Consider the following 24,693-nt stretch of genomic DNA (forward strand, 5'->3'; position numbering starts at 1 on the left):
GGGACAAATGGTAACTGAGCAGTTACCATTTCTGTTGTGGCCGTCTTCGTCGCGATCGCCGACCCGGTCCGTCGCGGAATCCTCCGGATCCTCGTCGACGGTCCGCAGCGTGTCGTCGACATCCAACGCCTGATCGCCGATCGTCACCCGATCTCGCGCCCGGCGGTCAGCAGGCACCTCCGGGTGCTCGCCGAGGCCGGGTTGGTCGAGGCGACGGAGACGGGCCGGGAAAGGCACTACCGACTCGAGCGTGCACCTCTTCGGCAGGTGCAGGCGTTGCTGTCGGATCTCGGCGACACCGATGCCACTCGACCGGCGCGTCCGCCGATCGAGGAGTCGATGCTCGACGCCCTCGACACCGAGGTGTATCGGACCAGACGCGAAAGACGCAGCGCGGCAACCGAGGACGCGGCCATCGGGCGCGGCTCCGCCCGGCAGGACACCGGCACCACTACGACAGAGGAGACAGGATGAGCAGCTCACCCACACCGACCGGACGGCACCGGGCACGGCCCGAAGGGGCTGCCGTCGAGTTCACCCGTACCTATCGTGCGGCCATCACCGACGTGTGGGCAGCGGTGACCGAATCCGATCGGCTCGCCCGCTGGATCGGCTTCTACGACGGCGACCCGGAACGCGGCCACGTCGCGTTCACGATGAACGCGGAGGGTGAGGAGAACATGACCCCGACCCGCTATGACATCCGCCGCTGCGAGCCGCCGCACGTGCTCCGGGTGCACACGACCGACGACTTCGGCACCTGGGATCTGATCGTGGAGCTCGTCGAGGAGGACGGCGTGACGACACTGACCCTGAGCCAGATCATCGACGATCCGGCCACCATCGAGAACACCGGTCCGGGGTGGGAGTACTACCTCGACCGTCTGTCGGCGGTGCTGAGAGGCACCGATCCGGCCGACGTCGACTTCGACGACTACTACCCCGCGCAGCGTGAGTACTACCTGTCGGTGCAGCGAGACGTCGCCGGCCACGACGGTTCGGCCGGCTGAGGCGGCCGCGGATCGCCAATGAGTTCGTGACAGGAGCTACCGACGGAACCACGCCGCGGGATCGTCGCGGAGTGCGTTGTCGATGCGGAGCCGGGACGTCGCGGCGAGGTCGCCGGGGAGGTCGTCGAGGGTGAACCAGTCGACCGCGGTGTTCTCGTCGTCGGCCGGGTGGGGGTCGCCGTCGAGATGCCGGGCCAGGAAACACACGTCGAGGTACTGGGTCTGATCGCCGTTGGGGTAGTGGACCATCGGGGTCACATCCACGCTCGTGAGGCGCTCGACCACGGCCCGGATGCCCGTCTCCTCGGCGATCTCACGGACGATCGCCCGCGCGGGTTCCTCGCCGGGCTCGAGGACTCCGGAGACGACCGCCCATTCACGGGTGTCGGCGCGGTGGGTGAGCAGGACGCGGTCGGAGCCGTCGAGGACGACCGCACTGACTCCGGACAGCCAGAGCGGTGCGTGTCCGACGTGTCGGCGGAGGTCGCGGATGAAGTCGGGGATGGGCACGCACCACATCCTGCCGGATTGTCGGTGGCCGGTGCTTCACTGATCGCGTCCCCGGAACACAGGAGGTGCCCATGAGTCATCAGCAGCCCGAGCCGAATCCCGAGACCTCGGTCGACGACGAGTGGGCCGCCATGGAGCGGTGGCTCATCGAGTCGATGGGGAACATGCCCACAGGTGCGGTTCTCGACGTCGGACCGGCGGGCGCGCAGGTCGACGACGGCGCGGACGTCGAGTGCGCGCAGATCCAGGCCCTCGGTGCCGGCACATACCTGATCCGGCTGTCCACGACGGTCATGTCGGCACCGTTGCTCGCGTCCTTCGTCGTCTCCCGCGACGTCCTGGACCTGTGGTTCTACGACGACACCTTCGCCGACTGCACACATGGGTACCTGATGAGCCGCTCCCGGGGACGCGTCGCCGAGATCGCGGTCGCGTGGTTCCGTGACCGGTGCGGATTCGCTGGACCGGACGACCTGGGATGCTCGTACGAGGAGCCGGTCCGTCTGCCGCGTGCGGCCCTCCATCAGAGCGTCGTCGAACGTCAGGGATACCCCTGATCTTTCCCCGATTTAGCCGCCGACCTGATGATTTCCGGACCATGGAAGGCCACAGTGGAGTCATGACCACATCAACGAACCCCAACGGCACAACCGGCAACGGAATCGGCTTCTGGAAGGTCCTCGGCATCATCGCCGTGGTGCTCCTCGCGCTGGCGATGGTCGGGCCACTTCTCAAGGGCCTCTTCTGGATTGCACTGTTCGGTCTCGCGATCTACGGCGGTTGGATGCTCTACCGTTCGCGGTCCGCCGATCGTCCGAACGGGCCCACGTCGGTCTGAGTCGCCGATAGGCTCTGCAGAGTATGAGCGGGATCGACGTCATCACCGGCGACATCACGGTCGTGGACACCGACGTCATCGTGAACGCGGCGAACTCGTCGCTGCTCGGTGGCGGCGGCGTCGACGGCGCGATCCATCGGGCGGGTGGTCCGGCCATCCTGCGGGAATGCCGCCTGCTGCGCGAGACGACCTTGCCCTCCGGTCTCGAGACCGGCGCAGCCGTCGCCACGACGGCCGGCGACCTCCCGGCCCGATGGGTCATCCACACGGTCGGGCCGGTCCACTCGGCGCGCGACGATCGCTCGGCGACACTCCGAGAGTGCTATATCCGCAGCCTGCGACTCGCCTCGTCGCTGGGTGCCCGTTCGATCGCGTTTCCGCTGATCTCCGGCGGTGCCTACGGATGGCCGCTCGACGACGCCGTCGACCAGCAGGTTCGCGCTGTCAAAGACGCGAATTCAACTGTCGAATCCGTTGTTCTGGTGGCGTTTTCGGAGAAGATCGCCGATCTCACACGACGCGCCCTGCGTTGATCACGCATTCGCCCGGATCGCTGACTATCCTCGGCACGTGGCCGAATGCAGGGGGTGTGCGACGACCGCGCAGGTGCTCGCCCGATGGGCGTGTGATGCGCGGTGACCGCTGACACCGAACACCTCGAACCGGCTTCCTCCCGCGCCGAGCCGCCGTTGGTCGAGCCGACCGTCCTTCGGCCGCACAGCTTCGCCTACGACGCCGCGGCGCGGTCGCGGCGGATTCCCGAACCGCCGGACGGTGACGAGATCCCGATCCTCGATCGGCTCGAACGGATGGCGGTCGTGGCGAGCCGGGTGACCGACGAGCGAACCATCCCGGGAGAGATCCTCGTCGACGTCGACCCCGACATCTGGCGCAACGCCAACGCCCCCGGCTATCTGCGGCTGTTCATCGCCGATCACGGCAACGAGGGCACGATCGCGATCGTGCTCACCCGTTTCGTCGTCGACCACGGTGTGAGCGTCCCCGGGCTCATCGATCACGCCTTCGTCGAGGCGCGGGCCTTGCCCGAGTGGCACGAGAACGAGGCGACCCGGACGCAACCGGGCTTCCGCACCGAGGGATCGTCGATGCAGACCGGAACGTATGCCGGCGACGAGCAGACGTGGTTCTGCGCGATCCGCTATGCCGCCTACCGGCGCGGCAACGTCGCCTACCTGCTGCATGCGACGGGCACCGCACCCGCGCGTGAAGGCGCGGGATTCCGCCGTTCGATCGCATCCGCGGTGAGCTCGGTCCGCTTCGACGACTGAGACGCACAGATCGGGCGACGATATGACGAGGAGACGACGATGGTGAGCCGCGCCGACCGTGTGGACGACCTCGAGGCCGCGCTGGGCTCGACGGCGGAGTTCGTCGACGACCCGGCCGATCAGGGATGGATGACGGCACAGGCCGGCGGACAGCAGGTGTTCGTGCGCGTCGGCGATTTCCCCGACGAGGATCTCTGGTCGCTGTGGCTCGGGGACGGCCGCTGGATGGACTTCACCGTCGCGCCCGCCGGCTGGTCGCTACGGGTGCCGGGCCGGCGCCGGCCGGCCGGTGCCCGCCCACGTCTGCCGAAGAACGAGTTCCACGATTGATCACAGGGGAGTCGTCGCTCGGACATCGTCGCCCGGCTATCGGCTGCCAACCCCACTCACCTCGCGTTAGGCTCAGCTGGACAGCATTCCAGCACGTTGGATTCGGTTCGTCCGCCACGCCTGAACGGTGATGGCGACCTCGGGCCATGAGACCGGGGTGTGCCATGCCGATTGCGATCGCGACCATCAGCCTCAAGGGCGGTGTGGGCAAGACGACGCTGACCGCGGGGATGGCCGAGTTCCTCGCCGGTGAGTTCGGTCGGCGCGTGCTCCTCGTCGACCTCGACGCGCAGACCAACCTGACGACGATGATGATCGGTCAGGATCGCTGGCTGCAGTGCAACGAGCAGGGGCACACCCTCGCGGCCCTGTTCGCCGATGCACTCGACGACACCACCACATTCGATCTCGACAAGACCGTGCAGCGTGGCGTCTCACCGGTCGAGTCGGTGACCGGTGTCGATCTGCTGCCGTCCTCACTCGATCTGATCGAACTGCAGGAGGAGTTGAGCGCCCGACGGGTCGCCGCCGACGATCACGCCTCGGTCATCGATGTCTTGCGCGCAGGGCTGGCGCCGATCGCCGGCGATTACGACTACATCCTGATCGACTGCCCGCCCAATGTCGGCCCGTTCAGCCTCAACGGGCTCGCCCTCGCCGACGCCTATCTGATCCCCACCATCCCGGATGTGCTGTCCACGTACGCGATACCGCACATACAGCGGCAGGTCGCCGACTTCGGGTCCGAGATCGGGCATCCGATCGTCGAACTCGGCGTGGTGGTGACGAAATACCGCGCGGGCTCGGTGCTGCATCAGGAAACCGTCCACCGCCTCCGGCGCGACCCGACCATCCAGAACGTCCTGCCCGCCTATCTGCACGAGGCCAACATCATCGGCGCGGCCGCCGAGTACACCCCGTATGCGACGCTGCACACCAAGTACGGTCATCACGGTCATTTCGATCAGTTCCGCAAGGTGACGCAGTCGGTGATGACCGAGGCCGACGCGAAGATCGGGGCACGCTGACGGCGCCCTACCTGTGATCGCGGCGGGCGTTCGTGCCGGGTACGACGACCGTGGTCTGATCGTCGGCTTCGTCACCTGTTTCGCCCGAGGCCTGTCTGCTGATCTGGTCCGACGGAATGGTGGGCGGCAGATCGAAGGTCTGACACCCACCGGCATCGTCGGCGTCGTCGGTACGTTGGTGGATGTACTGACCGGCGACGAGAGGAGCAACCATGGCACGGGTCGCGATCATCGGAGGACACGGCAAGATCGCTTTGCGACTGGCGAAGCAACTGTCCACCAACGGGGACGAGGTCACGTCCATCATCCGCAAGGAGGCCCAGGTGGACGATGTCGCCGCCACGGGTGCCGCACCCGTGGTCGCCGACATCGAGGAACTCGACACTGCCGGACTCGCCTCGGTGCTCGCCGGGCAGGATGCAGTGGTCTGGTCCGCCGGTGCGGGCGGGGGAGACCGCGATCGTACGTTCGCGGTCGATCGCGACGCGGCCATCCGATCGATGGACGCCGCCCAGTCCGCAGGTGTGCAGCGGTACGTGATGGTGTCCTACTTCGGTGCCGGACCCGATCACGGTGTCCCCGAGGACAACTCGTTCTACGCCTACGCAGAGGCCAAGGCGGAGGCCGACACCCATCTCAAGGGGACGGAACTGGGGTGGACCATCCTCGGTCCCAGCAAACTCACCGATGAGCCCGGCACCGGCAGGATCACGGTGGGCGGCACACGTACCGACGGCTCCGAGGTCAGCCGCGACAATGTGGCGCAGGTCGCGGCGGCGGTCCTCGCCGATCCGTCGACCGTCCGCCGGACGATCGAGTTCAACGACGGCGACACACCCATCGCAGACGCGGTGTCGTGACGCGGTCGTGACCGCAGGCCCGATCGAGGATCTCCGCGCGGTCGTCGGCGACACGCATGTGCTGACCGACGACGACGCGATGGTCGGTCACCTCACCGACTGGACCGGCCGCTGGACCGGCACCGCCGATGCCGTGGTGCGTCCCCGGACCACCGATGAGGTGGCTGCCGTCGTCCGGCTGTGCGCAGAGCGCGGTGTCGCGATCTGCATCCAGGGCGGGAACACCGGACTCGTCGGCGGATCGGTGCCTCCCACCGATCGGCCCGCCGGCCCGCTGATCATCCTGAGCACCGCGCGCATGACCGACGTCGATGAGGTGGACGTGGTCGGACGATGCGTCGGTGCGCAGGCAGGCGCGACCATCGACGCGATCGACAGCCGCGCGCAGCGCGACGGGCTGATGTTCCCCGTCGACCTCGCGTCACGTGAATCGGCCACGGCCGGAGGGGTCGTCGCGACCAACGCGGGTGGAGTCCGGATGATCCGGCATGGCAACACCCGGGGGCAGGTCCTCGGGATCGAGGCCGTCCTCGCCGACGGCCGGGTTCTCCGCCGGTGGACTTCGTTGGTGAAAGACAATGTGGGGTACGACCTTCCGGGCCTGCTGACCGGCAGCGAGGGAACGCTCGCCGTGATCACCCGGGTGCTGTTCCGGCTGGTCGCACCGCCGGCCGCAACGATCGTGACCGTCGCGGCCGTCGACCACGTCGAGAACATCTTCGGTGTGCTCGATGCGTTCGCCGCGCGCGGACTCCGGGTCGAGGCCGCCGAGGTCATGACCGAGTCGGGCCTGCAGCTGGTACACGAGCACGGCGCCCGGCGACCCGTCGACACCGAATCGCCGTTCTACGCACTCATCGAGGTCTCCGGGACAGGTGACGTGGAGGCGGTCGTCGTCGACGTCCTCGACGGGGCCCCGGTCACCGATGCGGCCCTCGAACCCGGACCGGCGCGAGCGCTGTGGGCGGTCCGGGAACGCCACACCGAGTCGATCTCCCGCTCGACGACCACGCCCGTCGTCAAACTCGATGTGTCCGTACCGATCCGGGCCCTACCCGAGGCGATGGCGGAGCTCGCGGCTGTTGCCGGGATGGTGGACCACCCGTGCCGTCCGGTGCTCTTCGGTCACGTCGGCGACGGCAACATCCATGTCAACCTTCTCGACGTCCCCGAAGATCAGGCGGAGTCGGTCACCGGGCACGTGTTCGGGATCGTCGCCGCCAACGGCGGGAGCATCAGCGCAGAGCACGGCATCGGGCGTGCGAAGGTGCCGTGGACACACCTCGGTCGCAGCGACGTGGATCTGTCGTCGATGCGGGCGATCAAGGACGCCTGGGATCCACATGGCTTGCTCAACCCCGGAGTGCTGTTCGGCTGAGGGGGGTCTCGGCGTTCAACTTATGATCACCGTGATTTCGAACCTGTGACGGCGACGGCGCCGCCGCTAGCGTGTGGCGGTCATGACCACACTCCTGAGCACCCCGCGCGCGGTCGACGAGACCGACGACGAGCGCCGCAAGCGTCTGCGGACCGTCGTCGCCGCGAGTCTCCTCGGCACCACGATCGAGTGGTACGACTTCTTCCTCTACGCGACCGCCGCGAGCCTCGTCTTCAACTCCGTCTTCTTCCCGGATCAGAGTTCTTTCGTCGGAACGCTGTTGTCGTTCGCGACCTTTGCGGTCGGCTTCGTCGTCCGGCCCATCGGCGGGGTGGTGTTCGGGCACATCGGCGACCGGATCGGACGCAAGAGGACGCTGGCTCTCACGATGGTTCTGATGGGGGTGGCCACCGCGCTGATGGGGGTGTTGCCGACGGCCGCCGCGGTCGGCGTCCTGGCGCCGATCCTGCTGCTGGCGCTACGGGTCGTGCAGGGTTTCGCTCTCGGTGGGGAGTGGGCGGGAGCGGTACTGCTCGCCGTCGAGCACAGCCCGCGGCGTCGCCGCGGCCTGTTCGGCAGCATCCCGCAGGTCGGCCTGGCACTCGGACTCGCCCTCGGCACCGGTGTGTTCGCGTTGCTGCAGGTGGCGCTCGACGACGAGGCCTTCCTGACCTACGGGTGGCGGATCGCGTTCCTGGTGAGCATCGTGCTGGTCGTGATCGGATTCGTCGTCCGGCTCAAGGTCGACGAGACCCCTGCCTTCACCGAGGTGGCCGAACTGTCGCAGAAGTCGACGGTGCCCATCCGCGACGTGATGCTCCCACCCAACACCCGCAACACCGTCCTCGGTCTGCTCGCCCGGTGGGGTGAGGGATCGGCGTTCAACACCTGGGGTGTCTTCGCCATCGCCTACGCGACCTCGGAACTCGGTATGGAGAAGGTTCCGGTTCTCGTCGCGGTGACCATCGCGTCCCTGGTGATGGCGGTGTTGTTGCCGGTGTCCGGGCTGCTCACCGACAGGTTCGGGCCCCAGCGCATCTACCTGATCGGCATCAGCGCATACGGACTGACCGTGTACCCGGTGTTCGCCCTCTTCGGTACCGAGAACCTGATCTGGTTCACCGTCGGCCTGGTGATCGTCTTCGGCGTCGTGCACGCACTGTTCTACGGCGCACAGGGGACGCTGTTCGCCAGCCTGTACCCGACGCCCGTGCGCTACACCGGATTGTCGGTCGTCTATCAGTTCTCCGGCATCTACGCGTCCGGACTCACCCCGCTGATCCTCACCGCGCTCATCGGCGCGGCCGGCGGATCCCCGTGGCTCGCCGCAGGCTATCTCGCGCTCACCGCGGTGATCAGTGTCGTCGCGACAGCGCTGATCCGGCCCGCAGACCTGCACCTGGACAACGGTTCACGGGTGCGTTCACAGCGCTGACGCGACGTCGGCGGACTCCACCGGCTCGGAGAACATCGGATAGTCGAAGCTGATCGCGTTGTCGTGCTCGGCGACCGACGTCGCCGCGGTGCAGTCGGTCAGCGTGATCACCCGGTAGCCGTTCTCGTAACCGGACCGCATCGTGGACTCGACACAACAGTTGGTCAGGAAGCCGGCCAGGATGATGGTGGTGATGCCCTTGCTGCGCAGGATGAAGTCCAGATTGGTGCTCGCGAACGTGTCGAGACCACGCTTGCCCTCGATCAGGATGTCGCCGTCGGCCGGTGTCAGGTCGTCGACGATGGCCGCGCCCCAGGAACCCTTGACGAACGCGTTGCCGTCGACGACACCCTTGAGGATGCCGTACGGATGCCGCGTCAGCTCGCCATAGCCGGGCGCGAACGTGATCGGCGCGTGCATGATCGTCACGCCCGCCGCACGCGCCTTGTCCACCAGGGCAACGGTGTTGGCGAGCATGCCGGTCTTGTCCATCACCTCCGACACGGCGTCGTGCAGGACGCCGCCGTCGCTGGTGAACTCGTTCTGGAACTCGATCAGGACCAGCGCGGTGGTCGCGGGATCGAGGGTGACTGTGTCTGCCATCGGAACACCTTTCGGACTTCTCGGCGGCGAGCGTTCTCATGGAGAGGGCTGCCTCTGTCTGCCTCGCCGATTCAACCACCGACACGGCTCCCCGATGTGTGGATCCGGCACTGTTCGACGGGCACACCCCGACGAATCCTGAGACGATGCAGACGTGACTTCCGTGGGTGTGGCACGCGAGCGACTCGAAGGGCTGGCCCGACGCTGGGGCGTCGCGACGAGCTACGTCGGCTGGGACGAACTCGATCACCCCGTCAGTTCGGAGACCATCGTCACGGTCCTCGGCTCGCTCGGTGTCGCCGCGACGACGGAGCAGGAGGTCGCGGCGGCCCACGCCGACCTCGACGAGTCGCCGTGGCGGGCCATGGTCCCGCCGGTGACGGTGGTCGTCGAGGGGGCACACGCGAGTTTCGCCGTCCACGTGCCGCACTGGAATCCGGTCGAGGTGTGGATCGTCACCGAAGCCGGCGCGACGGTGCACCCGGATCAGGTTGACCTGTGGGTGGATCCGCGTGAGGTCGACGGGACGATGATCGGCAGGGCGACCTTCGAGGTGCCGCCGGATCTGGAGATCGGCTATCACACGGTGCGTGCCCACGACCCGGCGACGGGCCGCCGTGCGCAGGCCCCGCTGATCGTCACGCCACGACGGCTCTCCACCGCCGACCGACTCCTGGGCAGCAGGCGCTGGGGTCTGGCGGTCCAGCTCTACTCGGTGCGGTCCGCGCAGTCCTGGGGCGTCGGCGACTTCGCGGATCTCGCCGAGATCTGTGCGGTGGCGGGCAGCACCCACGGTGCCGATTTCGTCCAGATCAATCCTCTGCATGCCGCGCAGCCGCACGCGCCCATCGAGGCCTCGCCGTACCTGCCCGTGACGCGGCGCTTCGTCAATCCGCTCTACATCCGGGTGACCGACATCCCGGAGATCGACCAACTCGGCAAACGATCCCGCAAGCTGGTCCGCTCCCTTGCGCGCAACTTCTTCGACGACAATCTCTCGACCGAGAAGATCAAGCGCAACAAGGCGTTCCGCGCGAAGATGGCTGTGCTCGAACTCATTCATGCGGTGCCGCTCTCGGCGACGAGGGCGGCCGAGTACCGCGCCTTCCGCGATCGAGAGGGCAAGGGGCTGCGCCGTTTCGCGACGTGGTGTGCGTTCGCCGAGAAATACGGGACCGACGGCCCACAGTGGTCCGGCAAGCTGCGCGACAAGGAGTTCGTCAAGCGGAAGCGGCGTCAACTCGCCGACCGTGTGGAGTTCTTCACCTGGCTGCAGTGGATCTGTGACGAACAGTTGGCCGCGGCCCAGCATGCCGCGCTGTCGGCGGGGATGAGCATCGGGATCGTCGCGGACCTCGCCGTCGGCGTGGCGCGGCACGGTGCGGACGTGTGGACGCTGGGTGACGTGCTCGCACGCGGGGCCACCGTCGGTGCGCCACCGGACGGATTCAATCAGCAGGGACAGGGCTGGGATCAGCCGCCATGGCATCCGGTCCGGCTCGCGGAAGCCGGCTACCGTCCCTATCGGGACATGCTCCGCACGGTGCTCCGGCATGCGGGAGGGCTCCGCGTCGATCACATCCTGGGGCTGTTCCGGCTCTGGTGGATACCCGACGGCAAGGGACCCGCCGACGGTACCTACGTCCACTACGACCACGATGCGCTGATCGGCATCCTGGTCCTCGAGGCGGAGCGCGCCGGCGCCGTCGTCGTCGGCGAAGATCTCGGCGTCTTCGAACGGCATGTGCAGGAGGCCCTCACCAAGCGGGGGATCCTCGGGACGTCGATCCTCTGGTTCGAGCACGGACCCGACGGTCCGATACCGCCGGAGCAGTACCGCGAACTCTGCCTGACGTCGGTGACGACGCACGACCTGCCGCCGACGGTGGGCTACCTCGCCGGAGATCACATCGAGCTGCGATCGCGGCTGGGTCTGTTGGAGACGGGGGAGGCCGCAGAGCGTGCGCGGGACGAGCACGACCGAGATGCGGTGCTGGCGACGGCACGCCGCCGTGGGCTCCTCGACGAGGACGTCGGACTGACCGATCGGCGCACCGTGGAGGCGTTGCACCGACTGATCGCGCAGACACCGTCGGTACTCCTGGGGGTGGCACTGGTCGACGCGGTGGGGGAGCGTCGTATCCAGAACCAGCCGGGAACCGGCGCGGCGCAATACCCCAACTGGTGCATCCCGCTGGCCGACGATGAGGGCAAGGTCGTCCTGGTCGAGGATCTCGGGGGCAATGCGCGGTTCGCCGACCTCGTCCGGGCACTCGCCGAGGAAGGCGTGGGCGACCCGGACGGCGAGCCGACGAGCCGGGCGAGCAGCGGTGACGTCGACTAGCCCGGCGCGGTCGTCGACCGTCCCACGGCGACGACGGTCAGCACCAACGCGAGCAGGGCGAGGGCGGCCACGGCGATGTTGAACACCACGCCCGACGTGCGCAGACCCCGGTGCGCCGCCGCGATTCCCTCACCGACGATCGGCAACGAGATCGCGACGTAGGCGACCACGAAGTACGTCGAGGTCACCTCGGCGCGGCGATCGACGGGGCTGGCGGCGACGACCGCCGCCAGACCCTTGCTGAACGAGAGCCCCTGTCCGACACCACAGACGACGGCGCCGGCCACGAGCGCGACGAACGAGGATGCGAGGAGACCGACGACGAGCACCAGCATCCCGACGACCAGGATCGCGCACCCGACGACCAGGGCACGTTCGGTGGAGAACCCGCGACCCACGATCTGCGTCAACGCCGACGACAGGAACAGCAGGGCGACGACGATGCCGGCCACCGCATGGCTGTCGATCCCCAGCACATGCGAGATGAACGACGGAGTCACCCCGGTGAAGGTGCCCATCACGGCGAAGCCCGCGAACGCCGCGATCGCTGCCCGGAGGAACACCCCACGCACCTCCGGCGGAACCGAGAGTCGCTGAATGGACAGCGTCGCACCGGGTCGCACCTCGACCGGCTCGCGGATCAGCCAGATACCCACGAGGACGGGTACGAGCAGGACGAGGTCGACCGCGAACGGCAGATGCAGCGGTGCGGGTGCGTACTGGGCGAGCAACCCGGCGATGAGCGGGCCGAGACCGAGGCCGCCGATGTTGGCCGCCGTGGCGACGGCCGGTGCCCTCGGACGCCATCGCGCCGGCGCCAGTTCGATCACGGCCGCCGTGGCGGCACCGGCGTAGATCCCGGCCGACAGCCCCGACAGGACGCGGCCGATCATCAACTGCCAGACGGGGCCCGCGGTGATGAACACGATCGCGCTGGCCACCGAGAACAGGGCGCCCGCCGCGAGCAGCGGTTTGCGGCCGACGACATCGGACCAGCGGCCGAAGACGATCAGCGCGGCGATCACCCCGGCGGCGTAGATCCCGAAGATCACCGTCGTGGTGGTCACGCCGAAGCCGAGCTCGCCCGAGTAGATCGCGTACAGCGGGGTCGGCAGCGTGGTCCCGAGCATCACCACGGCGAAGGCGAAGACGGTCGCGGCGAACGCCTTTCCGGTCGCAGCGGTGCCCGGGCCGCGGATGTCGTCGTCGGCTGTCGGTGTCGGGCGGCGTCGTGGCATACCTCTACCCAGCATCATCACCCCGGTCACTATTCCGCATGATCGACTGGTTCACCGGACACGCCGGATCAACGAGTACCGCACCGTGCCGCCCTGGAACGTGGTCGTGTCCTGTTCATACACCACGTCCTCGCCGGGTCGGGGAGCCACGAAGGTGAGTTTCCACCGCGGCGGCGGCTGTGGCCGTGGCCATTCGCGGAAGTGATAGTTGACCCGCCAGCGCAGCCCCCACCCGCCCGCGGCGATCTCCCGGGTGACCCGCCGTCGCAGTCCCGTGCTGAGGGAGAACTCCTCCTCGAGGCGGCAGTCGCAGTAGTAGGCGATCTCGCCGATCTCTCCCTCCAGTTGCACGCGTTGTCCCCGCACATGAGGGCGGATGGCCGTCGCCAACGTGTACATCTGCTCCTCGGTTGCCCAGTTCGTCCCGATCACCGGTTCTCCTCGGATCGTCTGCACCGACCATTCGGCCACCAGGACCGCGATCAGCGACACGACGCCGACGACCGTCGCCTGGCGGACCCGGGGCGACGCCTCCTGCAGGATTCCGGTCACCGCGAGCACGACGGCCACCGACGGCAGCACGTAATACCAGTGGTAGGGCGGCACCCGGCTGAAGCCCGCGACCAGGATGTAGATCACCGTGGCGCCCAGGTAGTAGGTCGCGGGGTGGGCGAGCAGCATGTCGATCCGGCGGCACCGCGAGGCCGCGATCACGACCGTCACGACGGCGACGACACACATGATGCCCAGGACGACCACACTCGTCCGTGCCGAGGTGAGAAACAACTCCCATCCGGAGAAGAATGTGTAGTGCCCCCAGGTCCCGGCCTGATTCTGCTTGATCCACACGCTGTCCGGCACGAACGACCCGAGGATCACCCACCGCGCCAGGACTTCGACGGCGAGAAGGGCGGCCGACGTCGCGACGGTGCGCCACCATCCCCGGTCCCGCACGAACAGGGCGACCAGGAGCGGGAGCATGAAGAACGCGGCGTCGGGACGCAGCATCACCGCCACCGCGGCACAGATCGCGACGCCCCACTCGACCCCGCGTCTGTCGGACACGACCCCGCGACGGGTGATGCCCCACCAGACACCCGCGAGCATCGCGGCTGTCCACGAGGTCTCCAGGCCGATGCTGGAGATCACCGGTGGAAGGAACCCGATGATGACCGTCAGCAGCACGGGCAGCACCGATCCATGCCGATATGTGCGCAGGAGGAAGGCGCACAGCACGAAGGTCGGCAGGAACTGTGCGAGCGCGAGAGTTGCGTCGACCGAATGCCCGGTCGCGATCCAGAACGGTGTGAGGTACAGGACGTTCAGCGGCGCGGTTGCCGTGTCGGAGAACAGATCCGGGACCAGACCCCACCGGCCCGTCTCCACGAGCGTACGCACGTAGTCGAGGTAGATGTAGCCGTCGTCGATGATCGGCGTGACGCCCGCGACGACACACATCGCCGAAGCCACCACCATCGGCACGAACCAGAACCGCACGAGATCGGGACTGACCTGCCGACAGCGGGGTGTCACGACGTCAGTATCGCCCGCGGGTGTCGCACTCCGGAGCGAAACATGCGTGCCGGATGCGCCCGATGTGGACGACGAGCCGTGCACGCCAACCCCCAGGTGGCATCCCGCCAATCCATCACCGGCCGGCGGCCCGCACCGCGATCCGGCGATGTCACCCTGGTCAGTTACTCGTGTCGTGGGTTACTGTGTTTCCGAGTAACACCTAACCCGACCGGGACGACGTCGACCCCAGGAGACGAGCATGCAGCCAGACCATGAAGTCGTGATCGTCGGCGCCGGATTCGGTGGATTGGGTGCCGGGATCGAGTTCAAGCGGCTCGGCGTCGACGACATCGCGATCCTCGAACGCGAGGACGACCTCGGCGGTACGTGGCACGTGAACCATTACCCGGGCCTGGCCGTCGACATCGCCTCGGTCACCTACTCGTACTCGTTCGAGCCGAACCCGCACTGGTCACGGCTGTTCGCCCCCGGCGCCGAGCTCAAGCGCTATGCGAACCACGTCGCCGACAAATACGACCTGAAGCGGCACATGGAGTTCTCCACCACCGTCGAGGGTGCGGAATGGGATGAGGCCGAACAGCTCTGGCGTGTCCACGTCGCCGACGACGGCGTCCGGACGTGCCGCTACCTCGTGACCGCCACCGGTTTCCTCTCGCAGCCGTACACGCCGGACTTCCCCGGGATCGAATCGTTCGCGGGCAAGATCATCCACACGACCGCGTGGGAGGACGGTCACGACTTCGTGGGAGAGCGTGTCGCGATCATCGGCACCGGTGCGACGGCAGTCCAGTTGATCCCCGAGATCGCCGCGCAGGCAGAGCGACTCACGGTCTTTCAGCGCACGCCGATCTGGGTCGTGCCGAAGCTCGACTTCCCGATCCCGGCGGCGGTCCGGAAGATCTTCGACCGTGTCCCGCTGACCCAGCGCGCCGCGCGACTGGTCAACACGTCACTGCTCGAGGCGCTGATGGTGTTCGGGGTGCTGCACTACAAGCAGGCCAAACCGGGTAATCGCCTGGCGGCACTGATCGCCAAGGCCCATCTGCGCACCCAGGTGCGCGACGCGCGGACGCGTCGAGCCCTGACGCCCTCCTATGACTTCGGTTGTAAACGGCCGACCTTCTCCAACAGTTACTTCCGCACCTTCAACAGGCCGAACACGACCCTGCAGACGTCGTCGATCGAGCGCGTGGAGCCGGGCGGTATCGTGACCGCCGACGGCACCACCACCGAAATCGACACACTCGTCCTGGCCACCGGCTTCAATCTGTGGGATGTCAACTTCCCGGCGTTCGCGATCGTCGGCCGTGACGGCCGGGACCTGGGGAAGTGGTGGCGGGACAACCGTTTCCAGGCCTACGAGGGCATCACCGTGCCGCGGTTCCCGAACCTGTTGTCGCTCAACAGTCCGTACTCGTACAGCGGGCTGTCGTACTTCACCACGATCGAGGGACAGATGAAGCACATCCGCCGACTGTTCGGTGAACTCCGGAGTCGCGGTGGATCGACTTTCGAGGTGACCGACGAGGCCAACGACGAGTTCCTCGACAAGGTGACCGACCGGCTGCAGTCGTCGGTCTTCTACAACGGGAGCTGCGCGACGGCCCGCAGTTATTACTTCAACCAACACGGCGAGGCGGCGCTGCTGCGTCCCACGTCGACCCTGTCGACGCTGCGGGAGATGGAGCGCTTCCCGCTCGACGCCTACACCTATCGGTGACCGCGACCAGGGTCTACACCGGATCGAGGAGTTCTGGACCGTTGTTGGCCACCCGATTGACCAGAGGGGCGACCTCGCGGATGTCGATGGCCTCGGCGACCGCCTCGGCGGGAGGCGCGAACAGGTCGGACGGGGCGGTGTTGTCGGGGTCGAGCCACGCGTCCCAGTTGTCGTAGGGCATGACCAGCGGCATGCGGTCGTGCACCTCGCGCAGGTGTCCGACGGCGTCGGTGGTCAGGATCGAGCAACTCAGCAGCGGCGCGGCATCCTTCGGTGCGTCCTTGGGGCGCCACACCGACCACAGCCCGGCCATGAACAGCCGCGTACCGTCGTGCGGTGACATGAAGAACGGGACCTTCGTCGGTTTGCCCTTGTCGTCGTTCGGCCCCTTCTTCCACTCGTACCAACCGTCCATCGGCACCAGGCACCGCTTGGACTTCACCGACGTACGGAACGAGCTCTTCTCCGCGGCGCTCTCGGCGCGCGCATTGAACAGCAGCGGCCCCTTGCCGACCTCCTTGGCCCATGGCGGCACGAGGCCCCATCGCATGGCACGGATCCGCAGGGCCGGGTCGTCGTCGGGGTCGTCATGGGAGTGGCGTCGCACCACGGTCATCACCGTCGTCGTCGGCGCCACGTTGTAATTGGGGCCGGGGGAGCGGGGCGCATCGTCGGCGGCGTCCTTCACGGTCCTCGATCCTCCGCCACCGTCGTTGTCGGTGTTGCCGGGAGTGTCGCTGCCCGGGGTGTCACGGGCCGGATCGAGAGGAACGGGCACCTCGTTGATCGCGTCGATCTCGGCGGCGAGCTTCGCCGGATCGGTGGTCACCGCATAACGTCCGCACATACGACCATGCTGTCACGACGTCGGTGGGCACGTGGTCGTCGTGCGTACGGCCCGCGGTCAAGCGGCGATGTCGGCGACCACGGCCTGCGTGATCGCAACCAGATCCGCGGGTGCGAGTTGCACCTCGAGTCCCCGTCGGCCGGCGCTGCAGCAGACCTGCGGCCAGTCGAGCGCCGACGAGTCGACGACCGTCGGCAGGGTGGTCCGCTGGCCGATCGGTGAGACGCCGCCGAACACGTAGCCGGTGGCGCGCGTCACGGCCTTCTCCGGCGCCATGTGAGCCTTTCCCGCGGACGGGACGACCGACGACACCGCCGCCGCGACGGCCTTCAGCGAGAGTTTGTGCGGCACCGGGACGACGGCCACCACGAGCGAGCTCCCGACCTCGACGACGAGCGTCTTCAGGACCTGATCCGGGCTCACCCCGATGCTCACCTGCAGAGCCTCGACGGCCTCGTCCCCGTACGACTGGTTGCGCGGGTCGTGGGGATAGCGGTGCACGGTGTGCGCGACACCCGCCTTCTCGAGGGCGGTCAGTGCCGGGGTCGCGGCCATGAGTCGTCCTTCCTGGTCGTTGCGGGCGGCGTCCTCGTGTGGACGCGGTGGGGTCGGAACATTTGTCGTGGTTCGTCTGTTGAGGGGATTGACGTCGACACCGGTGACCCCGGTTGTCGCAGCCCCCACCGACGATTCGAAGGAAGGTCGATCAGCCTGATGACCAGCACCGGCTTGCTCGAACCCACTTCAGCGGTTCTCGACGAGTTCACCGACCGGCCCGCGACCGCATCACCATCCACATCGGTAAGCTTGACCGACAGCGGAAAGCCGGATCCCCGATGGGTCATGCCGGCGCCGAACGCCGTTTCCGCTGACGCCGTCACCGAAGGGATCGTAGTGGTCGAACCCGAGTCACGAGATGAGACGCCGGACGAGTCGGGCCAGGACGCGAGCGCCGAGTCGTCGGGCACCTCGTCGCATCAGGCATCCGGTGCCGGTTCGCAGGCGCCCAGCCGCACCGATCCGGGAGAGTCGCCCGAGCAGCTGACCGAGCGTTTCGAACGGGACGCGCTGCCACTGCTCGACCAGATGTACGGTGCGGCGCTGCGGATGACCCGCAATCCGGCCGATGCCGAGGATCTGGTGCAGGAGACGTATGTGAAGGCGTTCTCCGCATTCCGTTCGTTCCGCGAGGGCACCAACCTGAAGGCGTGGCTGTACCGCATCCTCACGAACACCTACATCAACGGCTACCGCAAGAAGCAGCGCCAGCCCGCGCAGTACCCGACCGACGAGATCACCGACTGGCAGCTGGCGGCCACCGCCGAGCACTCGTCGACCGGTCTGCGGTCGGCGGAGATCGAGGCGCTCGAGGCCCTGCCGGACGACGACATCAAGGCAGCTCTGCAGGAACTGCCCGAGGACTTCCGTATGGCGGTGTACTACGCCGACGTGGAGGGACTGCCCTACAAGGAGATCGCCGAGATCATGGACACCCCGATCGGCACCGTCATGTCCCGTCTGCATCGTGGGCGTCGTCAGCTGCGTGAACTGCTGGCCGACGTCGCGCGTGAGCGTGGTTTCAACCGGTCGTCGACGAGCGAGGTGGCGCGATGAGCGACATGCGATCCGAGCAGCCCGGCTCCGGGGCCGACGATCCCGAGTTCACCCAGCTCGATTGCTCGGCGGTACTCGCTGACGTCTGGCTGCTGCTCGACGACGAGTGCGACTCCGGTGCACGCACGCGGCTGCAGGGCCACCTCGACAACTGCCCGTCCTGCCTCGCGCACTACGGCATCGAACAGCAGTTGAAGACACTCATCAATCGGAAATGCGGCGGCGACCAGGCACCGCAGGGACTGCGTGAACGGCTGCGGATAGAGATCCGGAAGACCGTGATCGTGCGCGAGACCGGTCGCTGAGGTCAGCAGGCGGGCGATCCTGCGGTCATCCGGTAAGCCAACACTGCGAAAACGTCGAGAGCATCCACCTCTGTCGAGGAGCGGATGCTCTCGACGTCTGTAGTGGATGCCCTCGATGATGTCCGGCTTCCCGACGCCGAAACGTCGGCGTCGGAAGGACGTTGCTCGTGACTGCTGAGTCGGAACTCAGGAGTTCGGACGCTTGCCGTGATTGGCAGCGTTCTTCTTACGAGCGCGCTTCTTGCGTCCGCGCTTACCCATGATGGTCTCCTTCGTGCTGATGTGCGTCGTCCAGTGTCCCACGTGCGCCCCACCGGACTCCAATCCGGTCGTCCGGCCATCAACGAGTGGGCTAGGTTATGACCATGGCTGAAGACGTCGTGGCAGAGATCGTGGCGAGTGTGCTGGAGGTGCGGGCGACCGCCGGTCAGCAGGTCGACGTCGGCGACACCCTGTTTCTGCTCGAGTCGATGAAGATGGAGATCCCCGTCCTCGCAGAGGAACCCGGCACCCTGGCCGACGTCAAGGTGAAGGTGGGCGACGTCATCCAGGCCGGCGACATCATCGCGGTCTACGAATAACCGCCCGCCGATGGTGCTGACGAACTCCACGCCTGCCGGCGGCTGACGGCCCGCTCCGCGTCATGTCGACCCTGGCCGATCTACTCGCCGAACACACCACCCTCTCCGACGCCGCGGCGGCGCACCTGCAGCGGTTGGTCGCCGAGTGGCAACTGCTCGCCGATCTGTCATTCGCCGACTTCCTGATGTCCGTGCGGACCGAGGCCGGGGACATCGTCACCGTCGCCCAGTGCCGGCCGAACACCGCCTCGACCGTCTTCCCCAGTGACGAGGTGGGAGTGACCCGGACGGTGCGCGCCGAGCACGCGGTCGACCCGCAGCTCGAACGGGCCTTCGCGGCCGACCGTGTCCTGCGCGACGAGGATCCCCAGTGGCTCGGCGCGGTGGCCATCCGCCGCGAGGCGGTTCCGGTGGGATTCGCGGGCACCGACGACGGCGTGATCGCGGTGCTGACGCGCGCCGTCGACCTCACCCACCCGCGCTTGCCGTCGCCGCTCGAACTGGCCTATCAGGACTCGGCCAACGACCTGTGCCAGATGGTCGCCGACGGCACCTTCCCGCACCAGGAGGGCAATCCGCGCGGTCTGTCGACGCCCCGCGCGGGGGACGGTTTCGTGCGGGTCGACGAGCACGGAACGGTGGTCTACGCGAGCCCGAACGCGCTGTCGGCGTTCCATCGGATGGGGTGGACGGCGGAACTGACCCACACCCGGTTGTCCGAGGTGGCAGCGTCGCTGTTGACCGATCCGTTCGAGTCCGGCGACGTCGCCACCATGATCGATGCCGCGGCGGGCCGGAGTGTGGTGCCGGAGGGGCCCTATCGGGACGTCGGCATGCGGATGGAGGCGGATGCCAGCCGTGCGACCGTCCTCATCCGTGCGGTACCGCTACGACCGCGCGGAGTGAGCACCGGTGCCGTCGTACTCATCCGCGACGTGACCGAGGTCAAGCGACGCGATCTGGCACTCATCAGCAAGGACGCGACGATTCGGGAGATCCATCACCGGGTCAAGAACAATCTGCAGTCGGTGTCGGCTCTGCTGCGTCTGCAGGCGCGCCGGACCACCAATCCGGAGGCACGGGGAGCGCTCACCGAGGCGGTCCGACGGGTCGCGTCGATCGCGCTGGTGCACGAGTTGCTGTCCGGCAGCGTCGACGAAGAGGTCGACCTCGACGAGGTGGTCGATCGGTTGGTGCCGATCCTCGTCGATGTCGCGTCGGGGGACACCACGGTCCGGGTGCGACGCCGTGATCGGCTCGGCGTGCTCTCGGCCGAACTCGCGATGCCGCTTGTCATGGTGCTCACCGAACTCATCCAGAACGCCATCGAGCACGGTTTCGGCACGTCGACGGCGGACAGCGGGATCGAGATCATCGCCGACCGGGATGTCCGTCACATGCGCATCACGGTGCGTGACAACGGTTCCGGACTCCCTGAAGGGTTCGATGTGACCGGCTCCGACCGCCTCGGACTGCAGATCGTGCAGACCCTCGTGTCGATCGAGCTCGGCGGCACGCTCACGATGGGCCACGCGACGACGGGCCGCGGTACCGAGGTGAGTGTCGACATACCGCTGCGCTGAGCAGGGCGGACGTGCTCCTCGGTCCCGAGATGCCCTGAGGGCGCAGAGCGTCTGCGAATACGGTGTCCTGATTGCGCTGTCGCGCTGGGCACATCATCGTCACGATCGCGAATCCTGCAGTATCGCAACGTGTATGGCCGCACAGACGAAGAGACCCGGCCGGGGCCGGGTCTCTTCGTGGTCGCCGTTGCGACTTCGGGTCTGTGGCCCCTCTTAGACGCTGCTCCGCGTCCGCGTACGCGCGGTGCGCCGCTTGAGCGCGCGCCGCTCGTCTTCGCTCATGCCGCCCCACACGCCTGCGTCCTGGCCGGATTCGAGTGCCCACGAGAGGCATTCGGCCGTGACGGGGCAGCGGGCGCAGACGAGCTTCGCATCAGCGATCTGTGCGATGGCCGGGCCGCTGGTCCCCACTGGGAAGAACAGTTCCGGATCTTCGTCGCGACAGATTGCTTTGTGACGCCAGTCCATTCCTTCTCCTTCAGGTGCTTGACGCACCACTCGACAACTCCAATGTCTGTGTTTTGGGGCTGTAACCGCTAGTTCACGCGGACCCACCGAATGTTTCCGCACTGTTGCTTGTGAATACTTTCACGAATCCAGGCGAAGTCAATGGTGTTCCGTTGACACGTGTGCAATATCACTGTTCTGTGACCCCTCCGGGGAGGGGGTGGTTGCACTCGGTTGCGCACCGATGTACTAGTCTACTCGCTTTGTCGCGTCTGTGTAGGGCGGTTTTCCCAGGTCGCCGAAGAAATTCCCTGGTGGTGTCCGAGTCATCTGGACTACCGTGTGAGGCATGCCACGATATCCCTGTTGATCCTCGTCACACCGACTGACCGCAGCGGCCTCCCTCGCAGCCCTCGCCGAGGACGCCATCCCCCTCTATCCGCTCTACGTGGTCATGTTCGCCGACCCCGATGTCGCCGGGGCCGGTCTGTCGGCGGCTGAGATCTCGTCGCTCTTCGTCCTCTGGTCGCTGTGCTCTTTCGTGTTCGAGATCCCCACCGGGATGCTGGCCGACCGGATGCCTCGTCGGTGGCTGCTGGTCGCCGGGCCGGTGGTCACCGGTGCCGGATTCGCTCTGTGGACCTGGTGGCCGTCCTATGGCGCGTTCGCCGCCGGATTCGTGCTGTGGTCCGCGGGGTCGTCTCTGCGTTCGGGAAGTCTGCAGGCACTGCTGTTCGACACCCTGGCGGCACGGGGCGAGTCGCTTCGATACGCCGCGCTTGCCGGCCGGGTCCGTGCGATGGGCGCGTGCGGAGTTCTCCTGGGCACCGCGCTCGCCGCACCGCTCACCGCATGGGGTGGCTACGAAGCTGCCGGCGCCGCCAGTCTGGTCTCGTGCGGGGTGTGCGCGCTGGCATCCGCGGCACTTCCGGAGGACGCGCCGCCTGGTCGATCCCGCCGCGATGACCGACCTGCTCCCGGGACAGAACCGGCCGCCGACGGCGCCCCCGGCCTGTCCGCGGTGGCCGGGATGATGTGGCGACGGCGCTCCCTGCGGCGGGTCGTCGTGCTGCTGGTGGCGCTGACCTGGGTGGCCGCCCTCGACGAGTATCTGCCGCTGTTGGCGGATGAGATGTGGTCCGGGCGGACGGAGTCGGGACGCAGTGCCGCATCCGGGGTTGCGGTGCTGATGGTGGTCGTGGCCGTCGGGGACATCGGTGGTGGCATCGCCGCCGGGCGCACCGCGACCGCGGGCCTCGCGGCTCGCCGGCTCGCACGATGGCTGACCGCAGGGGCGGTGGCCCTGGCGGTCGGCGCGCTGACGGGTCATCCCGTCGGAATCCTGTTGGTGGCGTTCGCCTTCGGTGTGTTCGGCTGGTCCATGGTGATGGTCGACGCGGCGATGCAGCAGCGTGTGCCGTCAAGTTCCCGTGCGACGGTGACCTCCGTCGTAGGAGTGGGTGAGGAGATGGTTGCGATCGCCGCCTACGGCGCCTGGGCGCTCGGTTCCGGCTGGCTGCCGCCGACCGCGCTCTTCGCGATCGCCGCGGTGCCCTATGTGGTCGTCGGCGTCTATTTGAGACTGTCGGCGCCCGGCGCGACGACGGCGAGGGCGTCGGCCCGGTGACCGAAGTCGACGGCGACGTGGGCGCCGATGTAGTCGCCGTCCATCTGGACGTCGATGGGTTCCTCGGCGCGGAAACGGACCCATTCGACGTCGTCGTCGCGGTAGAGATGGCCGCCCTTCGGGGTCCGATGGGTCAGCAACCGCGCGGCCAGCGGCAGGTTGCGGGCGACCCCTGTCGACGTCGCCGCGAACAGGCCGAGACGGGTGTCGAAACCGGTCGTGGGGTTGGTCCGGATCTCGTAGTCGCCGAAGTAGGTCCAGGGGCTGGTGTTGCTCACGAAGCCGAACTGCACCCCCGGGATCGGCTCGTGGTCGGGCACCTCGACCGTGAACGACGCCTTGTTGGTCGCATTGCGCAGGAACGACGCGACCGTCGTCCGGAAGTACCGCGCCGGTGTCGCCGGCTTTCCGGCATGTCGTTTGTCCTCCATCGCGTGGACGACCACGGCGTCCATCCCCATACCGGTGTTGAACAGGAACCAGCGGTCCTGCGTGTGTCCGAGGCCGATGCGACGGCATTCGCCTGATTCGAGGAGTCCGATGATCTGGCCGGTCGCGGCCAGGGGATCGGCCAGGATTCCCAGGGTGCGGGCGAAGACATTGGCACTGCCGCCGGGGATGACGCCGAGGCTCGGCACCGTGCGCGATGGATCGGGCACCTGATCGGGCGGACCGAGGATGCCGTTGACCGCCTCGTTCACCGATCCGTCTCCGCCGTGCACAAGCACCACGTCGACGCCCTCGGCGACCGCCCGGCGAGCCAGCTCGCCCGCATGCCCGCGGTGGGTGGTGTGCTCGACGTCGAGACTGAAGCGCGAACTGAGGGTGTGCGCCAGCGCGTCACGGCCCGCAGCGGTGGTGGCCGTCGCGAATGGGTTGACGATGAGCATGACGCGCACGAGACCCCACGATATGGGGTGCTCGCCTGTGATGTGCATCCACCCGCCGACGACGTCGTCGGATCGGCTGTCCCGGAGCGGTCCGGTGGAGCACCGGACGGGAGTCCGCACCGGGAGGTGGGCGGGGCCGACCGGCGCCGATCCATCCGGCACCCATAGGCTGGGGCGGTGAGCAAGAAGGGTGACGACGTCGCGGACGGCGGCGATCGCGACGATTCCGCCGACGCCTCCAGGGTGCCCACGACCATCCGCGCAGCGGGTGCGGTGACCGCCCTCGAGGGCGCCATAGCGGCCATCGTCGCGATCGTGTTGGCGATCCGCGAGGCCGCCGGCCACCGTGAGGCATTCATCAGCGGGTACGGCACGGCGGCCTGGTTCGGGATCATCGGCGGCGGCGTGCTGATCGGTGGCCTCGCCCTGCTGACCGGTCGGCGCTGGGGACGTGCGATCGCGGTGGTCGCGCAGATCCTGCTGCTGCCCGTCGCCTACGCACTGCTCACCGACAGCCATCAACCCTGGTTCGGCATCCCTCTCGCCATCGCCGCGGTGGCCGTGCTCGTCCTGATCTTCAGTCCGGCATCGACTCACTGGCTGGTGGGTGAATACACCACCGACGACCCGACCGACACCGGATCGCGCCCGCGTCGACGCTGATCGTCGCCGCCCGTGGG

General features: G+C 67.6%; 28 protein-coding genes. 19 read left to right on the forward strand and 9 right to left on the reverse strand.

Annotation, left to right across the window (positions count from 1 at the left end; genetic code table 11):
* Positions 1 to 36 precede the first annotated feature (36 nt).
* Both EEB19_RS12365 and EEB19_RS12370 read left to right on the forward strand, forming a co-directional pair.
* Complete coding sequence (locus EEB19_RS12365; RefSeq protein ID WP_187586614.1) at positions 37 to 474, forward strand: helix-turn-helix transcriptional regulator; 438 nt, start codon at positions 37 to 39, stop codon at positions 472 to 474.
* On the forward strand, positions 471 to 1,010 hold the full coding sequence (locus EEB19_RS12370; protein WP_187586616.1) for an SRPBCC family protein: 540 nt from the start codon (positions 471 to 473) through the stop codon (positions 1,008 to 1,010). The genes EEB19_RS12365 and EEB19_RS12370 overlap by 4 nt, the downstream gene beginning before the upstream one ends.
* Before the next feature lie 36 nt (positions 1,011 to 1,046).
* Here the strand turns inward: EEB19_RS12370 and EEB19_RS12375 are convergent, their stop codons facing one another.
* Positions 1,047 to 1,520 (reverse strand): NUDIX domain-containing protein, encoded by a 474-nt coding sequence (locus EEB19_RS12375; RefSeq protein WP_187586618.1) that lies wholly within the window; start codon positions 1,518 to 1,520, stop codon positions 1,047 to 1,049.
* A gap of 71 nt (positions 1,521 to 1,591) precedes the next feature.
* Between EEB19_RS12375 and EEB19_RS12380 the strand changes: the two genes are divergently transcribed.
* The 6 genes from EEB19_RS12380 (at position 1,592) to EEB19_RS12405 (ending at position 5,005) form a co-directional block, all read left to right on the forward strand.
* Complete coding sequence (locus tag EEB19_RS12380; RefSeq protein WP_187586620.1) at positions 1,592 to 2,077, forward strand: hypothetical protein; 486 nt, start codon at positions 1,592 to 1,594, stop codon at positions 2,075 to 2,077.
* A gap of 62 nt (positions 2,078 to 2,139) precedes the next feature.
* Complete coding sequence (locus EEB19_RS12385; RefSeq protein ID WP_187586622.1) at positions 2,140 to 2,358, forward strand: hypothetical protein; 219 nt, start codon at positions 2,140 to 2,142, stop codon at positions 2,356 to 2,358.
* A 23-nt stretch (positions 2,359 to 2,381) separates the two neighbouring features.
* Positions 2,382 to 2,891, forward strand: coding sequence for an O-acetyl-ADP-ribose deacetylase (locus tag EEB19_RS12390; RefSeq protein ID WP_187586624.1), 510 nt, complete (start codon positions 2,382 to 2,384; stop codon positions 2,889 to 2,891).
* A 102-nt stretch (positions 2,892 to 2,993) separates the two neighbouring features.
* On the forward strand, positions 2,994 to 3,647 hold the full coding sequence (locus tag EEB19_RS12395) for an LpqN/LpqT family lipoprotein (RefSeq protein ID WP_187586626.1): 654 nt from the start codon (positions 2,994 to 2,996) through the stop codon (positions 3,645 to 3,647).
* 39 nt (positions 3,648 to 3,686) lie between these two features.
* Positions 3,687 to 3,977, forward strand: coding sequence for a hypothetical protein (locus tag EEB19_RS12400; protein ID WP_187586628.1), 291 nt, complete (start codon positions 3,687 to 3,689; stop codon positions 3,975 to 3,977).
* A 164-nt stretch (positions 3,978 to 4,141) separates the two neighbouring features.
* On the forward strand, positions 4,142 to 5,005 hold the full coding sequence (locus tag EEB19_RS12405; RefSeq protein ID WP_187586630.1) for a ParA family protein: 864 nt from the start codon (positions 4,142 to 4,144) through the stop codon (positions 5,003 to 5,005).
* Between the two features lie 7 nt (positions 5,006 to 5,012).
* Here EEB19_RS12405 and EEB19_RS12410 read toward each other — a convergent pair whose 3' ends face one another.
* Entirely contained in the window at positions 5,013 to 5,219 is a 207-nt protein-coding gene (locus tag EEB19_RS12410; RefSeq protein ID WP_187586632.1) for a hypothetical protein, read from the reverse strand.
* Here EEB19_RS12410 and EEB19_RS12415 point away from each other — a divergent pair.
* From EEB19_RS12415 to EEB19_RS12425, 3 genes are all read left to right on the forward strand, one after another.
* Entirely contained in the window at positions 5,218 to 5,865 is a 648-nt protein-coding gene (locus tag EEB19_RS12415) for an NAD(P)H-binding protein (protein ID WP_187586634.1), read from the forward strand. The two genes, EEB19_RS12410 and EEB19_RS12415, sit on opposite strands and share 2 nt — an antisense overlap.
* 7 nt (positions 5,866 to 5,872) lie before the next feature.
* Positions 5,873 to 7,243, forward strand: coding sequence for an FAD-binding oxidoreductase (locus EEB19_RS12420; protein WP_262365619.1), 1,371 nt, complete (start codon positions 5,873 to 5,875; stop codon positions 7,241 to 7,243).
* Positions 7,244 to 7,325: 82 nt separating this feature from the next.
* On the forward strand, positions 7,326 to 8,678 hold the full coding sequence (locus EEB19_RS12425) for an MFS transporter (protein WP_187586638.1): 1,353 nt from the start codon (positions 7,326 to 7,328) through the stop codon (positions 8,676 to 8,678).
* Here EEB19_RS12425 and EEB19_RS12430 read toward each other — a convergent pair.
* Positions 8,667 to 9,281, reverse strand: coding sequence for a cysteine hydrolase (locus EEB19_RS12430; protein ID WP_187586640.1), 615 nt, complete (start codon positions 9,279 to 9,281; stop codon positions 8,667 to 8,669). The genes EEB19_RS12425 and EEB19_RS12430 overlap by 12 nt on opposite strands.
* Positions 9,282 to 9,435: 154 nt before the next feature.
* Here EEB19_RS12430 and malQ point away from each other — a divergent pair, with 154 nt between their 5' ends.
* The gene (malQ, locus tag EEB19_RS12435; protein WP_262365620.1) at positions 9,436 to 11,625 is read left to right on the forward strand and encodes a 4-alpha-glucanotransferase; all 2,190 of its coding nucleotides are present in this window, start codon (positions 9,436 to 9,438) and stop codon (positions 11,623 to 11,625) included.
* Here the strand turns inward: malQ and EEB19_RS12440 are convergent.
* A complete protein-coding gene (locus EEB19_RS12440; RefSeq protein WP_187586642.1) occupies positions 11,622 to 12,863 on the reverse strand; it encodes an MFS transporter in 1,242 nt (413 codons plus the stop codon). The genes malQ and EEB19_RS12440 overlap by 4 nt on opposite strands.
* Before the next feature lie 51 nt (positions 12,864 to 12,914).
* Positions 12,915 to 14,396: a hypothetical protein gene (locus tag EEB19_RS12445; protein ID WP_187586644.1), complete on the reverse strand. Its 1,482-nt coding sequence runs from the start codon at positions 14,394 to 14,396 to the stop codon at positions 12,915 to 12,917.
* Between the two features lie 241 nt (positions 14,397 to 14,637).
* Here EEB19_RS12445 and EEB19_RS12450 point away from each other — a divergent pair, with 241 nt between their 5' ends.
* Entirely contained in the window at positions 14,638 to 16,119 is a 1,482-nt protein-coding gene (locus tag EEB19_RS12450) for an NAD(P)/FAD-dependent oxidoreductase (RefSeq protein WP_187586646.1), read from the forward strand.
* A gap of 13 nt (positions 16,120 to 16,132) precedes the next feature.
* Here EEB19_RS12450 and EEB19_RS12455 read toward each other — a convergent pair whose 3' ends face one another.
* The gene (locus EEB19_RS12455) at positions 16,133 to 16,966 is read right to left on the reverse strand and encodes an SOS response-associated peptidase (RefSeq protein ID WP_187586648.1); all 834 of its coding nucleotides are present in this window, start codon (positions 16,964 to 16,966) and stop codon (positions 16,133 to 16,135) included.
* A gap of 57 nt (positions 16,967 to 17,023) precedes the next feature.
* Positions 17,024 to 17,521, reverse strand: a complete 498-nt coding sequence (locus tag EEB19_RS12460) for an aminoacyl-tRNA deacylase (RefSeq protein ID WP_187586650.1) — start codon at positions 17,519 to 17,521, stop codon at positions 17,024 to 17,026.
* 288 nt (positions 17,522 to 17,809) lie between these two features.
* On the opposite strand from EEB19_RS12460, the gene EEB19_RS12465 reads away from it, so the two are divergent.
* From EEB19_RS12465 to EEB19_RS12480, 4 genes are all read left to right on the forward strand, one after another.
* Positions 17,810 to 18,580, forward strand: coding sequence for a sigma-70 family RNA polymerase sigma factor (locus EEB19_RS12465; RefSeq protein ID WP_262365624.1), 771 nt, complete (start codon positions 17,810 to 17,812; stop codon positions 18,578 to 18,580).
* Positions 18,577 to 18,885, forward strand: coding sequence for a mycothiol system anti-sigma-R factor (gene rsrA / locus EEB19_RS12470; RefSeq protein ID WP_262365621.1), 309 nt, complete (start codon positions 18,577 to 18,579; stop codon positions 18,883 to 18,885). The genes EEB19_RS12465 and rsrA overlap by 4 nt, the downstream gene beginning before the upstream one ends.
* 365 nt (positions 18,886 to 19,250) lie before the next feature.
* On the forward strand, positions 19,251 to 19,466 hold the full coding sequence (locus tag EEB19_RS12475; protein WP_187586654.1) for a biotin/lipoyl-binding carrier protein: 216 nt from the start codon (positions 19,251 to 19,253) through the stop codon (positions 19,464 to 19,466).
* Between the two features lie 62 nt (positions 19,467 to 19,528).
* Positions 19,529 to 21,049 carry a sensor histidine kinase gene (locus EEB19_RS12480; RefSeq protein WP_187586656.1) on the forward strand — a complete coding sequence of 507 codons (1,521 nt, stop codon included), beginning with the start codon at positions 19,529 to 19,531 and terminating at the stop codon, positions 21,047 to 21,049.
* Between the two features lie 213 nt (positions 21,050 to 21,262).
* Here EEB19_RS12480 and EEB19_RS12485 read toward each other — a convergent pair whose 3' ends face one another.
* Complete coding sequence (locus tag EEB19_RS12485) at positions 21,263 to 21,517, reverse strand: WhiB family transcriptional regulator (RefSeq protein ID WP_005170735.1); 255 nt, start codon at positions 21,515 to 21,517, stop codon at positions 21,263 to 21,265.
* 433 nt (positions 21,518 to 21,950) lie between these two features.
* On the opposite strand from EEB19_RS12485, the gene EEB19_RS12490 reads away from it, so the two are divergent.
* Positions 21,951 to 23,123 carry an MFS transporter gene (locus tag EEB19_RS12490; RefSeq protein ID WP_187586757.1) on the forward strand — a complete coding sequence of 391 codons (1,173 nt, stop codon included), beginning with the start codon at positions 21,951 to 21,953 and terminating at the stop codon, positions 23,121 to 23,123.
* On the opposite strand, the gene EEB19_RS12495 is transcribed toward EEB19_RS12490, so the two are convergent.
* Entirely contained in the window at positions 23,069 to 24,022 is a 954-nt protein-coding gene (locus EEB19_RS12495) for a diacylglycerol kinase family protein (RefSeq protein WP_187586658.1), read from the reverse strand. The genes EEB19_RS12490 and EEB19_RS12495 overlap by 55 nt on opposite strands.
* Positions 24,023 to 24,256: 234 nt before the next feature.
* Here EEB19_RS12495 and EEB19_RS12500 point away from each other — a divergent pair, with 234 nt between their 5' ends.
* The gene (locus EEB19_RS12500) at positions 24,257 to 24,676 is read left to right on the forward strand and encodes a hypothetical protein (protein ID WP_187586759.1); all 420 of its coding nucleotides are present in this window, start codon (positions 24,257 to 24,259) and stop codon (positions 24,674 to 24,676) included.
* Positions 24,677 to 24,693: the final 17 nt, after the last annotated feature.

This window comes from Gordonia sp. OPL2, from assembly GCF_003797825.1.
Taxonomy (GTDB): Bacteria; Actinomycetota; Actinomycetes; order Mycobacteriales; family Mycobacteriaceae; genus Gordonia.